At 70.2% G+C, this 14676-nt stretch carries 15 protein-coding genes; 5 read left to right on the top strand and 10 right to left on the bottom strand.

Annotation, left to right across the window (positions count from 1 at the left end):
- Positions 1-35: 35 nt before the first annotated feature.
- Both gluQRS and WG923_RS04700 read right to left on the bottom strand, forming a co-directional pair.
- The gene (gene gluQRS / locus WG923_RS04695; protein ID WP_340349785.1) at positions 36-905 is read right to left on the bottom strand and encodes a tRNA glutamyl-Q(34) synthetase GluQRS; all 870 of its coding nucleotides are present in this window, start codon (positions 903-905) and stop codon (positions 36-38) included.
- Between the two features lie 7 nt (positions 906-912).
- Positions 913-1860 (bottom strand): LysR family transcriptional regulator, encoded by a 948-nt coding sequence (locus WG923_RS04700; protein WP_340349786.1) that lies wholly within the window; start codon positions 1858-1860, stop codon positions 913-915.
- Between the two features lie 103 nt (positions 1861-1963).
- Here WG923_RS04700 and WG923_RS04705 point away from each other — a divergent pair, with 103 nt between their 5' ends.
- The 5 genes from WG923_RS04705 (at position 1964) to dnaE (ending at position 8209) form a co-directional block, all read left to right on the top strand.
- The gene (locus WG923_RS04705; protein WP_340349787.1) at positions 1964-2668 is read left to right on the top strand and encodes a pirin family protein; all 705 of its coding nucleotides are present in this window, start codon (positions 1964-1966) and stop codon (positions 2666-2668) included.
- 88 nt (positions 2669-2756) lie between these two features.
- Positions 2757-3164, top strand: a complete 408-nt coding sequence (locus WG923_RS04710) for a DoxX family protein (protein ID WP_340350077.1) — start codon at positions 2757-2759, stop codon at positions 3162-3164.
- 4 nt (positions 3165-3168) lie between these two features.
- Positions 3169-3735, top strand: coding sequence for a flavodoxin family protein (locus WG923_RS04715; protein ID WP_340349788.1), 567 nt, complete (start codon positions 3169-3171; stop codon positions 3733-3735).
- 1 nt (position 3736) lies between these two features.
- Positions 3737-4633 (top strand): pirin family protein, encoded by an 897-nt coding sequence (locus WG923_RS04720; protein ID WP_340349789.1) that lies wholly within the window; start codon positions 3737-3739, stop codon positions 4631-4633.
- A 114-nt stretch (positions 4634-4747) separates the two neighbouring features.
- Positions 4748-8209, top strand: coding sequence for a DNA polymerase III subunit alpha (gene dnaE, locus WG923_RS04725; protein ID WP_340349790.1), 3462 nt, complete (start codon positions 4748-4750; stop codon positions 8207-8209).
- Between the two features lie 133 nt (positions 8210-8342).
- Here the strand turns inward: dnaE and sorU are convergent, their stop codons facing one another.
- From sorU to WG923_RS04765, 8 genes are all read right to left on the bottom strand, one after another.
- On the bottom strand, positions 8343-8639 hold the full coding sequence (gene sorU / locus WG923_RS04730; protein WP_340349791.1) for a SorU family sulfite dehydrogenase c-type cytochrome subunit: 297 nt from the start codon (positions 8637-8639) through the stop codon (positions 8343-8345).
- Positions 8639-9847 (bottom strand): SorT family sulfite dehydrogenase catalytic subunit, encoded by a 1209-nt coding sequence (sorT, locus tag WG923_RS04735; RefSeq protein WP_340349792.1) that lies wholly within the window; start codon positions 9845-9847, stop codon positions 8639-8641. Before sorT ends, sorU begins: the two co-directional genes overlap by 1 nt.
- A 197-nt stretch (positions 9848-10044) precedes the next feature.
- Positions 10045-10758 carry a TauD/TfdA dioxygenase family protein gene (locus WG923_RS04740; RefSeq protein WP_340349793.1) on the bottom strand — a complete coding sequence of 238 codons (714 nt, stop codon included), beginning with the start codon at positions 10756-10758 and terminating at the stop codon, positions 10045-10047.
- Between the two features lie 227 nt (positions 10759-10985).
- Entirely contained in the window at positions 10986-11873 is an 888-nt protein-coding gene (gene tolA / locus WG923_RS04745; protein ID WP_340349794.1) for a cell envelope integrity protein TolA, read from the bottom strand.
- A gap of 7 nt (positions 11874-11880) precedes the next feature.
- The gene (locus WG923_RS04750) at positions 11881-12306 is read right to left on the bottom strand and encodes a biopolymer transporter ExbD (RefSeq protein WP_340349795.1); all 426 of its coding nucleotides are present in this window, start codon (positions 12304-12306) and stop codon (positions 11881-11883) included.
- Between the two features lie 88 nt (positions 12307-12394).
- Positions 12395-13087 (bottom strand): protein TolQ, encoded by a 693-nt coding sequence (gene tolQ / locus WG923_RS04755; RefSeq protein WP_340349796.1) that lies wholly within the window; start codon positions 13085-13087, stop codon positions 12395-12397.
- On the bottom strand, positions 13084-13494 hold the full coding sequence (gene ybgC, locus WG923_RS04760) for a tol-pal system-associated acyl-CoA thioesterase (protein WP_340349797.1): 411 nt from the start codon (positions 13492-13494) through the stop codon (positions 13084-13086). The genes tolQ and ybgC overlap by 4 nt, the downstream gene beginning before the upstream one ends.
- Positions 13491-14675 carry a pyridoxal phosphate-dependent aminotransferase gene (locus tag WG923_RS04765; protein ID WP_340349798.1) on the bottom strand — a complete coding sequence of 395 codons (1185 nt, stop codon included), beginning with the start codon at positions 14673-14675 and terminating at the stop codon, positions 13491-13493. The genes ybgC and WG923_RS04765 overlap by 4 nt, the downstream gene beginning before the upstream one ends.
- Position 14676: the final 1 nt, after the last annotated feature.

Here is a 14676-nt window from a genome sequence, read left to right on the forward strand (position 1 = left end):
GCAGCGCTGGGGTTTCGCTTCGCTCCACCTCCAGCCTACGGATAGCGCGCGCCCCAGGCCCGCACGGCCTGCGCGAGCAGCTCGGGAACGGCAACCCGCGGATCGACCGTGATGCCCAGGACCCGCGCGGCGGCGGCCAGGGCCGCCGCGGGCTGCGCCACCTCCACCGCCGCCGCCCCGTTCTGCTTCGACAGCTTCTCCCCATTCGGACCCAGCACCAGCGGCGCATGCAGGTATTGCGGCGTGGGCACACCGAGCGCGCGCTGCAGCAGGATCTGCCGCGGCGTGTTGTCCACCAGGTCCTCGCCGCGCACCACGTGCGTGATGCCCTGGTCCGCGTCGTCGACCACCACCGCGAGCTGGTACGCGAACAGGCCGTCCGCGCGCTTGAGCACGAAATCGCCGACCTCCTCGGCCACGTTCTGCAGGTGCACGCCCACGCGCCGATCCGTCCACGGCACCACGCCCTCCGGCACGCGCAAGCGCCAGGCGCGCGCCTCCTGCCCGTGCAGCCCCGCGCGGCAGGTGCCGGGATAGACCAGCTCGCCGTGGCGTGTGCGCTCGCGCCCCTGCGCGAACAAGGCCAGCGCGATGTCCCTGCGCGAGCAGGCGCAGGGATAGGCCTTGCCTTCGCGCACGAGGCGGTCCAGCGCCGCCTGGTAGAGCGCCTCGCGCTGCGACTGCCAGGTGGGCGGCCGATCGGGCACGAGGCCGCAGGCCGCCAGCTGGCGCAGGATCTCCTCGTCGGCGCCGGGCACGTTGCGGGGCCGGTCGACGTCCTCGATGCGCACCAGCCATGCGCCGCCATGCGCGCGCGCGTCGAGCCAGCTCGCCAGGGCCGCCACCAGCGAGCCCGCATGCAGCGGCCCGCTGGGCGAGGGCGCGAAGCGGCCGCGGTACGCCATCAGCCCTTCATCCCGGGCGGTGGCGCTCCAGCAGCGCCGCGCGCGTCGTGGCGCTTTCGAGCTGCGCCAGCCACCATTGCAGCGCGCGCCCCGGCCCGAGCGCACTGGCGTTGTGCCACGCGTAGCTCAGGCGGATCGTGCGCCGGCTGCCGCGCTGGATCTCGCGCGCCACCAGCCGCCCCGCTTCGAGGTAAGGGCGCACCAGCGGCTCCGGCAGGAAGCCGCCGCCCAGGCCGCGCAACTGCGCATCGAGCTTGGCGCGCATGCTGGGCACCGTCAGCACGTCCTGCCCGGCGAGCAGGCCGTAGGTGAGGGCGTTGCTGCGCTGCTGCGCGGAATCGGAGACGGCCACCGCGCGATGCCTGATCAGCACTTCGTCGGCGATCGGCTCCTCGACGCGGGCCAGCGGATGGTGCGGTGCGACGGCGAACACGAAGCACAGGTCCCCCAGCTCGTGGCTGGAGATGCCGGGCGTGGTGCCGGGCTCGACCAGCACGCCGAGCGCGAGGTCCGCGCGGCCGGCGGTCAGCGCTTCCAGCGTGCCGCCCAGTGCCTCGTCGCGCAGCCGCAGCCGCGTGGTGGGTTCCAGGCCATAGAAGGATTCGGCCAGCTCCATCACGGTGGAACCCGAGAGCGCGTTGTCGACCGCGACCGTGAATTCGGCTTCCCAGCCGGTGGCGACGCGCCGCACGCGGTGCGCCATCGCATCGATGTCCTGCAGCAGTTGCTGGCCGGCGCAGAGCAGCTCGTTGCCCGCCGCCGTCAGGCGCGCCTGGCGCGAGCTGCGGTCGAACAGCAGCACGTCCAGCGCGTCCTCGAGCTGGCGGATGCGGTAGGTCACGGCGCTGGGCACCAGGCCCAGTTCGCGCGCCGCCCCCGCGAAACTGCCGTGGTCCACCACGGCCTGCACGAGGCCGAAAGCGTCCGGGGTCAGAACGTCGCGCGGCGTGGCCATCTCATCCATTGTCGTCAGGATTTTTGAATGATGCCATCAAAAGAAATCCGGTCCCGCCGAGCGCACGCGCCCCTACATTCCATTTCATTCAAAGGAACAGGACATGCTCACCTTGCGGAAATCCCAGGAACGCGGCTTTGCCGACCACGGCTGGCTGAAGTCGTTCCACAGCTTCTCCTTCGCGGGGTACTACGACCCGGAGCACATGGGCTTCGGCAACCTGCGGGTGATCAACGAGGACCGCATCGCGCCCGGCACCGGCTTCGGCCAGCACGGCCACCGCGACATGGAGATCATCAGCTACGTGCTGTCGGGCGAGCTGGCGCACCGCGACACGCTCGGCAACGTCAAGGCGATCCCGCCCGGCGACGTGCAGCGCATGAGCGCGGGCCGCGGCGTGATGCACAGCGAGTTCAACCACGCCGAGGACCAGACCACGCACTTCCTGCAGATCTGGATCGAGCCGAACGTGCAGGGCATCGAGCCGAGCTACGAGCAGAAGGGCTTCGCCGAGGCCGAGAAGCGCGGCAAGCTGCGCCTGGTCGCCTCTCCCGACGGCGCACAGGGCTCGGTGCAGATCCACGCCGATGCGCGCGTGTATGCCGGCCTCTTCAGCGGCGAGGAGAGCGCGAGCATCGCGCTCGATCCCGCGCGGCCGGTGTACGTGCACCTGGTGCGCGGCGAGCTGTCCGTCAACGGCACGCGCCTGGCCGCCGGCGACGCCGCCAAGCTGCGCGGCGAAGCCGCGCTGGCGCTGGACCACGGCAAGGATGCCGAGGTGCTGGTGTTCGACCTGACCGAGCACTGATTTCTTTCCCCCCACCCCCAAGGAGCTTCCCATGGCGACCCTGACCTCTTCCCACTCCGGTTTCGCGGTGAACAGCGATGCCGCGGCCATGACGCCCGCGCAGAACGCGCTGGCCCTCGTCGGCCGCGCGCTGATCGCGCTGCTGTTCGTGCCCTCCGGCTGGGGCAAGATCGCCGGCTTCTCCGGGCTGGTGGGCTACATCTCCTCCAAGGGCGTGCCGCTGCCCGAGGTGTGCGCCGCGATCGCGATCGCGACCGAGCTGGGCCTGGGCCTGCTGCTGCTGGTGGGCTTCAAGACCCGCTGGGTGGCGCTGCTGATGGCGATCTTCGTGCTCGTGATCACGCCGATCTTCCACAACTACTGGGCCGTGCCCGAGGCGCAGCTGATGGCGCAGAAGATGAACTTCTTCAAGAACATGGCCATCGCCGGCGGCCTGCTCGCCTTCGCGGCGTTCGGCGGCGGCATGTTCAGCGTCGACGGCCGCCGCAGGGACTGAGCGGATGGCGGATATCGTCGTCGTGTACCATTCGGGCTACGGCCACACCCAGCGCCTGGCGCAGGCGGTGGCCGAAGGCGCAGCCGCCCGGCTGCTCGTGATCGACGCGGAGGGCAACCTGCCCGAGGGCGGCTGGGAGCAGCTGGCGGCCGCCGACGCGATCGTGTTCGGCTCGCCCACCTACATGGGCGGGCCGAGCTGGCAGTTCAAGAAGTTCGCCGACGCCTCCTCCAAGCCGTGGTTCGGCCAGGCGTGGAAGGACAAGCTGTTCGCCGGCTTCACCAACAGCGGCAGCATCAACGGCGACAAGTCGAACACGATGTTCTACTTCTTCACGCTGGCCATGCAGCATGGCGGCGTGTGGGTGGGCAACGGGATGATGCCGGCCAACAACAAGGCCGCGCAGCGCAACGACGTGAACTGGATCGGCACCTTCGCGGGGGCCGCATCGCAGACGCCGGTGGATGCGTCGGCGGCCGAAATGCTGCCCGGCGACCTTCAGACGGGCCGCCAGTTCGGCCAGCGCGTGGCCGCGGCCGCCGGGCGCTGGGCCCGGGGCAGGGGCGGCTGACGTGCCGATCGCCCAGCAGCTCACCGGCCACGAGAAGGACCTCGGCGGCGGCTTCCTCGTGCGGCGCCTGCTGCCCGATGCGCGCCAGCGCAGCGTCGGGCCCTTCATCTTCTTCGACCATTTCGGCCCGGCGCAGGAGTTGCCGGGGGTGAACCACGACGTGCGGCCGCATCCGCACATCGGGCTGGCCACGGTGACCTACCTGTTCGAGGGCGCGATGATGCATCGCGACAGCCTCGGCAGCGCGCAGCTGATCGAGCCCGGTGCCATCAACTGGATGACGGCGGGGCGCGGCATCGTGCATTCGGAGCGCCGCCCGGACCACCTGCGCGACGTGGCGTTCGTGAACCATGGCCTGCAGCTGTGGACGGCGCTGCCGCTCGCGCACGAGGAGGCCGAGCCGTCGTTCTCGCACACGCCGGCCGATGCGATTCCGGAATGCAGCGTCGGCGACGCGCGGGTGCGGGTGCTGGTGGGCGAGGCCTTCGGCGCGCGCTCGCCGGTGCCGGCGCTCTCGCGCACGCTGTACCTGGACGTGTGGCTGCCCGCCGGCGGTCGCATGGAACTGCCGGCGCTGGAGGCGCAGCAGGCGATCCATGCGGTCGAAGGCGAGCTGGAGGTGGACGGCGCGCCGCTGGCCGCACGCCGCATGGCGGTGCTCGTGCCGGGCGCCTCCGTCCTGCTCACGACGCGCGCCGGTGCGCGGCTGGTGCTGGTGGGCGGCGACGCGCTGGATGCGCCGCGGCACATGTGGTGGAACTTCGTCTCCAGCCGCAAGGAGCGCATCCTGCAGGCGGGCGAGGACTGGCAGGCGATGCGGATGGGGACGGTGGCCGGCGACCCGGAGTTCATCCCCCTGCCGCCGACGCCGCAGACGCCGCCCGAGCCGCGGTCGTAATGTGACAGGCGGCGGGGCCCCGTAGGCTGGCGGTGAGCCGCGAAAGCGCGCGAACCCCAGCGTTTGGCCCCTGTCAAGAGCCGCCCCGCCACACCCGTTTCCTACAATGGCGGCATGTTCGTCCACCTGCGCCTGCACACCGAGTTTTCCGTCGTCGACGGCACCAACCGCATCGACGAGATCGTGAAGGCCGCCGCCGCGGACGCCCAGCCGGCGCTCGCCATCACGGACCTGAACAACATGTTCGGGGCCATCAAGTTCTACAAGGAAGGCCGCGGCAAGGGCGTCAAGCCCGTGGTCGGCTGCGAGCTGATGCTGCAGGGCCTGGGCACCGACGCGAACGCGATCACGCGCGTGATCGTGCTGGTGCAGAACCACCAGGGCTACCTCAACCTGTGCGAGCTGCTGGCCCGCGCCTGGACGATCAACGTGGTGCGCGCCCAGGCCGTGGCCAGGCTCGAATGGCTGCAGGAACTCAACGAGGGGCTGATCCTGCTGTCGGGCGCGCAGGCGGGCCCGATCGGCCAGGCGCTGCTGCAGGGCGACGAAAGCCGCGCCTCCGAGCTGGCGCTGCAGCTCGCGAGCCTGTTCCCGCACCGCTTCTACCTGGAACTGCAGCGCGCCGGCCGCCCCGACGACGAGGCGCACGTCGCGGCCGCGGTGCAGCTGGCCGCGCGCCTGAAGCTGCCCGTGGTGGCCACCCACCCGGTGCAATTCACCAAGGAAGACGACTACGAGGCCCACGAGGCGCGCGTCTGCATCTCCGAAGGCGAGATCCTCGCCAACCCGCGCCGGGTGCGGCGCTTCACGCGCGAGCAGTACTTCAAGACCCAGGCGCAGATGGAGGCGCTGTTCGAGGACATCCCCTCCGCGATCACCAACACGCTGGAGATCGCGCGCCGCTGCAACCTGGTGCTGGAACTCGGCAAGCCGCGCCTGCCGAACTTCCCCACCCCCAACGGCATGCCGGCCGAGGAGTACTTCCGCTACGCCTCGCACGAGGGGCTGAAGGAGCGCTTGCTGCACCTGTTCCCCAATGAAGCGGAACGCGAGCAGCAGCGCCCCCGCTACGAGGAACGGCTCGAATTCGAGCTCGGGATCATCCTGAAGATGGGGTTCCCCGGCTACTTCCTGATCGTGGGCGACTTCATCAACTGGGCCAAGACCCACGGCTGCCCGGTGGGCCCGGGCCGCGGCTCCGGCGCCGGCTCGCTGGTGGCGTATGCCCTGAAGATCACCGACCTCGACCCGCTGCAGTACAGCCTGCTGTTCGAGCGCTTCCTGAACCCGGAACGCGTGTCGATGCCCGACTTCGACATCGACTTCTGCCAGGGCAACCGCGACCGCGTGATCGAGTACGTGAAGGAGAAGTACGGCCGCGACGCCGTCTCGCAGATCGCCACCTTCGGCACCATGGCCGCGCGCGCGGCGGTGCGCGACGTGGGCCGGGTGCTGGACATGAGCTACACCTTCTGCGACGGCATCAGCAAGCTGATCCCCAACAAGCCCGGCACGCACATCACCATCGCCGACGCGCTGGCGCAGGAGCCGATCCTCAAGGAGCGCTACGAGCGCGAGGAGGAAGTGCGCACGCTGCTCGACCTGGCGCAGAAGCTCGAAGGCATGACGCGCAACGTCGGCATGCACGCGGGCGGCGTGCTGATCGCCCCGGGCAAGCTCACCGACTTCACGCCGCTGTACCAGCAGCCCGGCAGCGATTCGGCGGTGAGCCAGTACGACAAGGACGACGTGGAAGCAGCCGGCCTGGTGAAGTTCGACTTCCTGGGCCTGGCGACGCTGACGATCCTGGAGCTGGCGCGCGAGTTCATCGTGCAGCGGCACCCGAACCAGCAGGACTTCACCTTCGAGGCGGTGCCGCTGGAGGACCCGCAGACCTACAAGCTGTTCACCGACGGCAAGACCGAGGCGGTGTTCCAGTTCGAATCGCGCGGCATGCAGGGCATGCTGCGCGACGCCAAGCCGACGCGGCTGGAGGACCTGATCGCGCTGAACGCGCTGTACCGTCCCGGCCCGATGGACCTGATCCCCTCCTTCGTCGCGCGCAAGCATGGCCGCGAGGTGGTGGAGTACCCGCATCCGCTGGTCGAACCGGTGCTCTCCGAGACCTACGGGATCATGGTCTACCAGGAGCAGGTGATGCAGACGGCGCAGGTGCTGGGCGGCTACTCGCTCGGCGGCGCCGACCTGCTGCGGCGGGCCATGGGCAAGAAGAAGGCCGAGGAGATGGCCCAGCACCGGGAGATCTTCCGGGAGGGCGCGGCGAAGAAGGGCATCGGCAACGAGAAGGCCGACGAGGTCTTCGACCTGATGGAGAAGTTCGCGGGCTACGGCTTCAACAAGTCGCACGCCGCCGCCTACTCGCTGCTGGCGTACCACACCGCGTGGCTGAAGGTCCATTACACGGCGGAGTTCTACTGCGCCAACATGACCATCGAAATGGACAACACCGACAAGCTCAAGGTGTTGTTCGAGGACGCGGTCAAGAACTTCGGCATGACCTTCGAGCCGCCGGACGTCAACCGCGGCACCTGGCGCTTCGAGCCGATCTCGGACAAGGTGATCCGCTACGGCCTGGGCGCCATCAAGGGCACGGGCCAGTCGGCGATCGAGGCGATCGTCGCTGCGCGGCAAGAGGGCGGGGCGTTCAAGAGCATCTACGACTTCTGCTGCCGCGTGGACCGCTCGCGCATCAACAAGCGCACGGTGGAGGCGCTGATCAAGGCCGGCGCCTTCGATACGCTGCAGCTCAATCGCGCATCGCTGGTCGCCTCGATCGACCGCGCCTACGAGTTCGCGGCGGCGCAGGATGCCAACGCCAACCAGGGCGGCCTGTTCGACATGGGCGACACGCACGGTGCGAGCCACCAGGAGCCGGACCTCGTGGAGGCCACGCCCTGGGGCGTGAAGGAGCGCCTGTCGCAGGAGAAGACGGCGATCGGCTTCTACCTCTCGGGCCACCTGTTCGACGAGGTGGAGCGCGAGGTGCGGCGCTTCTGCCGCAGGAAGATCGAGGAGCTGGTGGACACGCGCGACATCCTGATGCTGGCGGGCATCGTGACGGACCTGCGCATCATCAACGGCCAGCGCGGCAAGCTGGCCCTGTTCAAGCTCGACGACAAGACCGACACGATCGAGGCCGCGGCCGACGAGTCGGTGTTCAACCCGCATCGTGCCTGGTTCAAGGACGACGAGCTGATCGTGGTGCAGGCCAGGCTGCAGCCGGATCGCTTCTCGGGCGGCTTCCGCCTGAACATCCAGCAGATCTGGGACCTGGCGACGGCGCGCTGCCGCTTCGGCAAGTACCTGAAGGTGGCCGTCAACGGCACGGTGCCCGACATCCAGCGCCTGGTGCGCGACTTCCCGCCGAAGCGGGAGATGACGGAGCAGGGCGAGCTGCTGCGCGGACTGCCGGTGCGCCTGCAGGTGCTGCGCGAGGAGGCCGTCGCGGAGCTGCAGCTGGGCGAGCAGGCCAAGTTCTTCCCGACCGACGCGGCCCTGGCGAGCTGGATGGCGCAGGCTTACCAGGGGCAGGCGCAGGTGGTTTACGAGAGCTAGCTAGGGGGAGAGGACTGCCGGACGCAGAGGGCGCAAAGGGTACGCAGAGGACGCAAAGAACATCCAGAACATATGGATTCTTTTGCGCCCTCTGCGTACCCTTCGCGTCCTCTGCGTCCGGATGTTGGTTTCCTCACCGCGTCGCCGCTTCCACGTAGCGTGCAAGCGCCTCCACCTGCGCCTCCGTCAGCTGCGTGAACGCCGGCATCTGGCCGCTGCCGGTTTTCAGCACCTTGCGCACCCGGTCCGCATCCGGCTTGAGTTCATCCAGCGATGGCCCGATCGCTCCGGTGGCGCCGGCGTCCTTCAGCGTGTGGCACAGCGCGCAGGGCGGCGTGAGGGTCGTGAAGAGGCGGCGGCCTTCGTCGTCCGCCGCCTGCGCGCCGGCGGCCCAGCACAGGGTCGCCAGCGCTGCCAGCCGCCACGGCATCAGGCGACCGTCAGCGGGATTGCGTGGGCGCGCCAGCCGCTGTTCAGGTAGCCGCCGCTGTTGTCGGGCGTCGCTTCGGCCTGCCAGTTGAACTGTGCGTCCTGCGCGCGCGAGGCGAGCAGGTATTCGCCGGGCGCCAGCCGGATCGGCAGCACGAACTGCCGCCAGGCGAAGCGCCCCAGGTCCGGGCCCACGAAGCGCGCTTCCTGCCAGGTCTGGCCGCCGTCCACCGAGACGTCGATGCGGCGCAGCGCGCGCGTCGCGCCCATGGCCACGCCGTGCACCTGCACCAGGCCCGCCTTGACCGGGCCGGCTTCGGACGTCGGGCCGTTGATCCAGGACTTCAGCTCCATCTCCCACACCGAGGGTTCGGTGGGCTGGTGCTTCTGGCCGGGCGGCGAGATGCGGTAGCCGGTCTTCTGGATCGCGGCCTCGCTTTCCTCGCGCGTGAACGCCAGGCGCTTGACGTACTTGATGTTGTTGACGCCGCTGTAGCCCGGCACCACCAGGCGCAGCGGCCCGCCGTGCGCGTGCGGCACCGGCTCGCCGTTCATTTCCCAGGCCAGCAGCGCATCCTCCATCGCCTTCAGCGGCACCGAACGTTCCACCATCACGCTCCTGGGATCGATGCCGGCCGGGATGGTCTCGCCGCCGGTGCCGGTCATGAAGCGGGCGCCGCCCTCGAGCCCGCCCAGCGCCGCCACCACGTTGCGCACCGGCACGCCGCTCCAGATCACGCAACCGGCCGCGCCGACCTGCCACTTGGTGCCGCTCGGCTTGCTCGCGAAGTAGCCGCGGCCGTTGCCGGAGCATTGCAGCACGGCGGCGACGGTTTCCAGGCCCATGGTCTTCAGGTCGGCGACGGTCAGCGCGCGCGGCTGGCGCACGCCCTCCACGTTCACGACCCAGGCGTCGCGGTTCGCCACGATGGAGACGTCCGGTGCCGGCAGGTTGTTGCGGATGTACAGCCGGTCCGCGGGGGTGATGATGCTGGTGCCGAAGGCGCTGCGCCTGGTCTCGATCGTGGTCGCCGTGTGGACGATCACGGCCTCGGGACTCTTCCACGCCACGTACGCCGGCAGGGCGGGCTTCGCGGGCGCGGCGGCCGGGGCCTGCGCCAGCGCCTCGCGGCCCACGGCCGCGGCAGCCAGCGCGGCGCCGCCGGCCAGCAGGCCGCGGCGCGACGGATCCATGGCACGCGTCTTCATCGTTGTTCCTTCGAGGTGGTTTCTTGTGGTTTCGATGCTGCAGCGACGGGGCCCTGATGCGCAAGGGGGTTACTGCGCGGCCGCCGTGTCGTACTTCATGCCCGGCGGGTGGCAGGGCGCCGGCACCGCGCCGGGCGACGTGCGCGGCGTCAGGCAGCCGGGCGTGGCGGCCTACTGGAAGTCCTCGGCGCAGGTCCTTATGCGGCTTCCTGCTGGATCGGCGCGGCCAGTGTGTAGCGGCCGTGGATGCGCACGCGCTGCAGCTTGCGCGCGCTGCCCGCCGGCACGGCGTCGTGCCGGTGCATGACGGTCAGGTTGTTCCACAGCACGATGTCGCCGCGCTGCCAGTGGTGGCACAGGCTCACGGCATCGGCCGTGCCGTAGCTCCACGCGATGTTCAGCAGGCGCTCGGATTCGGCGACCGGCACGTCCATGATGCGCGAGTCGCGCCGCGTGCCGAGGAACAGCGAGTGCTCCCCGGTCTCGGGCTGCATGATCACCATCGGATGGACGTTCGGGCCGTGCCGGATCGCGAGCCAGCGCAGGCGCGCGACGAGGTCCGGCGCGATCACGCGCAGGGCGGCGGGCAGGCACGCGAACCATGTCGCGCCGCCTTCTTCCGGCGCGTTGCGCGCGTGCAGGAGGCAGGCGAAGGGCGGGCGCTCCGCCCACGCGAGTTCCACGCCCCAGGTCGTCTCCGCCGCGCCGAGGTCCGGTAGCGGGTCGACCTGGCCGAAGCGCGCGGCGAAGGCCTGGAAGCCCTCGCGGTCGAGGCCGTGCCCGCGCAGCACCAGCAGGTGCTGGCGCTGCCACAGCGCATAGAGCTGGCGAAAGCCGGCGGCGTCGAGGGCCGCGAGCCCGACGCCCTCCACCAGGGCGCCGAAGCTGGATGCGAGCGGTTCGTGGACCATGCGTCTTCCTCCCGGAGGGCGCGTCGCGGCGCGCGCTCTTTGGCGGGAGTGTTGGGCAGATCGCGGTGGCTGCCAAGCACGCGGGCGGGGGCCTTACGATTGCTTGCAAGCCGCCCTGTCAGAAATGACGCGCCCCTCCCTGGAGCGCCTTGCGGGGGACGTCGGGCGCATCCCTAAGCCGGACCCTGTCAGATCTGACAGTGCGCGCGTGCAACGCGCCCGTGGCTTCAGCCCTTGGGCTTGAACACGAGCTCGCCGCTGCGCGGCACGCTGCCGTCGGTGTCGCGCGGCAGGACCTCGGTCTTGTCCAGGGCGCGCAGCACGGCTTCGTCCCAGCCCTTCACGCCGCTCGACTTCGCCAGGCGCCGGCTGACGATGGTGCCGTCCGGTGCCAGCCGCACTTCGACGACGGCCTCGGGATTGCCGCTGACGGTTTCGGTGAACACGATGTTGGGGCGCACGCGCGCGTTCACGCGCGCCGCCCAGCCCGCGGAAGGACCGGAGGCGCGCGCCGCCGTGCCGGTGGAGGAGGGCGCGCCGGTGCCGGCCATGCCGCGCATGCGATCGAGGTTCTCCTCGCGCAGCCTGGCCACCCGCTGCGCCTCGCGCGCTTCCTTCGCTTCCTGCTCCTTGCGCTTCTTCTCTTCTTCCTTGCGCTTCGCCTCGGCGACCTGCCTGGCCTGTTCCTTCTTCCTGGCGAGTTCCTCCTCGCGCTTCTTCTTCGCCTCGAGCTTGCGTCTTTCCTCGCGTTCGCGCTGGAGTTCTTCCTGCTTCTCGCGTTCGAGCTCGCGCTTCTTCTCGCGCTCCAGCGCGATCTGCGCGTCGCGCTGCACCTGCGGATCGGGCACCGGCGGCGCCTTCACCACCGGCTGCGGCGGGGCCGGGGGCGGTGGCGGCGGCCGCACGGGCGTGGGCTCGGGCGGCGCGGCTTCCTGCGGCACGGCGGCCCACAGTTCCGCCTCGACGGCCACGTTCTGGCTTTCGCGCTGCCACTTCAGGCCGTGCGTGAGGCCGGCCACCAGCAGCACGTGCGCGAGCAGCGCCAGCGCCAGCCCGCGCCAGAGCGCATCCTGCTTCGGCGGCGCGAATTCCAGGCGGTCGGCGCTGGTGTCCATGGCCTCGTTAACGCGCGACCTGCACCGACAGGCCGACGCGCTGCACGCCGGCGCGCTGCAGCGTGTCCATCACCTTCACCACGGTCTCGTACTTCACGCTGCGGTCGGCGCTGATCACCACCGCGACGCTGCCCGGCGCCTGGCCGGACTGCGCCTGCAGCACGGCCGGCGCGATGTCCTTGAGGACCATGGACTGGGTCTTGTCGCCGCTCTTCAGTTGCAGGCCCTCGTCCTTGCCGACCAGCACCTCCACCACCTTGTCCGGCTTGCGCGCGGCCTTGCCGACGCTGGGCAGGTCGATCAGGCTGGGCGTGATCAGCGGTGCCGTGACCATGAAGATGATCAGCAGCACCAGCATCACGTCGATGAACGGGACCATGTTGATCTCGTTGAGCGCGCGGCGGCCGCGGCCGCGGTGGGCCACATGCGGCATCAGGCCTCCGCCCGGCCGCCCGCAGGAGGCCTGCGCCCCCCCGGGGGGCAGCGACTGCACGAAGTGAGGAGCGTGGGGGCCGGCATTTCTAGTGCCCCGATGCGCTCTGCGCGCCGAGGTTGCGCTGCAGGATGTTGGAGAACTCCTCGATGAAGGTCTCCAGCTTGATCGCCACCCGGTCGATGTCGCGCGCGAAGCGGTTGTAGGCGACCACGGCGGGGATCGCGGCGAACAGGCCCAGCGCGGTGGCGACCAGCGCCTCCGCGATGCCGGGCGCCACGGTGGCCAGCGTCACCTGCTGCAGGGCGCCCAGGCCGCTGAAGGCGTGCATGATGCCCCACACCGTGCCGAACAGGCCGACGTAGGGCGACACGGAGGCGACCGAGGCCAGGAACGACAGGTGCATCTCCACCACGTCGAGCTCGCGCTGGAAGCTCGCGCGCATCGCGCGCCGCGCGCCATCGAGCAGGGTGGGCGCATCGCTGATGCGGCGCTCGCGCAGCTTCTGGTACTCGCGCATGCCGGAGGCGAAGATGCGCTCCATGGGGCCGGCGAGCTTGGCGTTCTGCGCCGCCGCGGCGAACAGGTCGTTGAGGCTGGTGCCGGACCAGAAGTCGCGCTCGAATTCCTCGTTCTTCCGGTTGACGCGGCGCAGGCCGAACAGCTTGCCGAAGATGGCGGCCCAGCTCGTCACGGAAACGATCAGCAGCAGCAGCATCACCAGCTGCACGACGAAGCTGGCGCCCAGCACGAGTTGGAGGATCGACAGGTCTTGGTTCATTCGCGCTCGAGGACTCCCAGGATGGCGGGCGGGATGCGCCCCGGCCGCAGTGTCTTGTCGTCGACCCAGCCGATGCGGATCGTGCCGGCGGCCAGCAGCGTCGCGCCGCGCAGGGCCTGCTGGCCGATTATCAGAGAGGCTTTGCCAACGTCTTTCAACTCGGCCGTAACAAGAAGTTCGTCGTCGAGCTTCGCCGGTGCGAGATATCGCACGGAAGTCTCGCTGACGATGAAGATGCCGCCGGCGCTCGCGCGCAGCGCACCCTGGGCGATGCCCAGCGAGCGCAGCCACTCGGTGCGTGCGCGCTCGAAGAACTTCAGGTAGTTGGCGTAGAACACGATGCCGCCCGCATCGGTGTCTTCCCAGTAGACGCGGACCGGCCAGGTGAAGACCCCGGCGGCGTTCATGCCAGCAGGCCCTTCAGCCGCGCGGCGGCTTCCTGCAGCTGCGCCATCGAATTGGCGGTGGAAAGGCGGATGAAGCGGCCCGTGTCCGCATGGCCGAAATCGCGCCCGGGCGTCACCGCCACGTGGGCGCGCCGCATCACCTCGAAAGCGAAATCCCAGCTGCCCTGCACGCCCAGGCGCTGCGCCGCAACGGCGCAATCGGCCCACGCGTAGAAGGCGCCGTCGGGCACCACCGGCACCGCCAGCCCCATCGCCTGCAGCTGCGGGATGAACCAGTCGCGGCGGGCCTGGAACTCGGCGCGCCGGCGCTCGTATTCGGCGATGCTCTCCGGCTCGAAGCAGGCCAGGGCGGCGTGCTGCGCCACGGTGCTCGGGCAGATGAACAGGTTCTGCGCGAGGCGCTCGATCGGGGCCACCAGCACTTCCGGCACCACCAGCCAGCCGAGCCGCCAGCCGGTCATGTTGAAGTACTTCGAGAAGCTGTTGATGCTGATCACCTGGTCGTCCAGCGCGAGCGCCGTGTGGCCGAAGGTGTCGTCGTAGGACAGGCCCAGGTAGATCTCGTCCAGCAGCGTGATGCCGCCCTTCGCGCGCACGAAGCCGTGGATCCTGCGCAGTTCGTCCGGATGGATCGAGGTGCCCGTGGGGTTGGAGGGCGAGGCGAGCAGCACGCCGCGCGTGCGCGCGCCCCAGTGCTCCTCCACCTTGGCAGCGCTGAGCTGGAAGCGCTCCGCGGCGGTGGTCGGGATCAGCACGGCGTCGCCGTCGGCGGCGCTCACGAACTGCCTATTGCACGGGTAGCTCGGGTCCGGCATCAGGATCTCGTCGCCCGCCTCGATCAGCGCGAGGCAGGCGAGCTGCAGGGCGGCGGAGGCGCCGGCCGTCACCACGATGCGGCTGGCCGGCACCTGCACGCCGAAGCGCTGGCGGTACCAGCCGCTGATGCGCTCGCGCAGCGCGTGCAGGCCGATGGCGTCGGTGTACTGCGTGCGGCCGTCGCGGATCGCCCTTTCCGCCGCTTCCTGCACCAGCGGCGGCGCGGTGAAGTCCGGCTCGCCGATGTTCAGGAAGATCATCGGGCTGGCGCTGCGGGCGACCTCGCGCGCCAGCTGCGAGGCCGCCTTGGCGACCTCCATCACGTAGAACGGTTCGATGCGCTGGGCGCGCTTCGAGAGTCTCATC

The sequence above is a fragment of the Ramlibacter sp. AN1133 genome, from assembly GCF_037890035.1.
Classification (GTDB): domain Bacteria; phylum Pseudomonadota; class Gammaproteobacteria; order Burkholderiales; family Burkholderiaceae_C; genus Ramlibacter.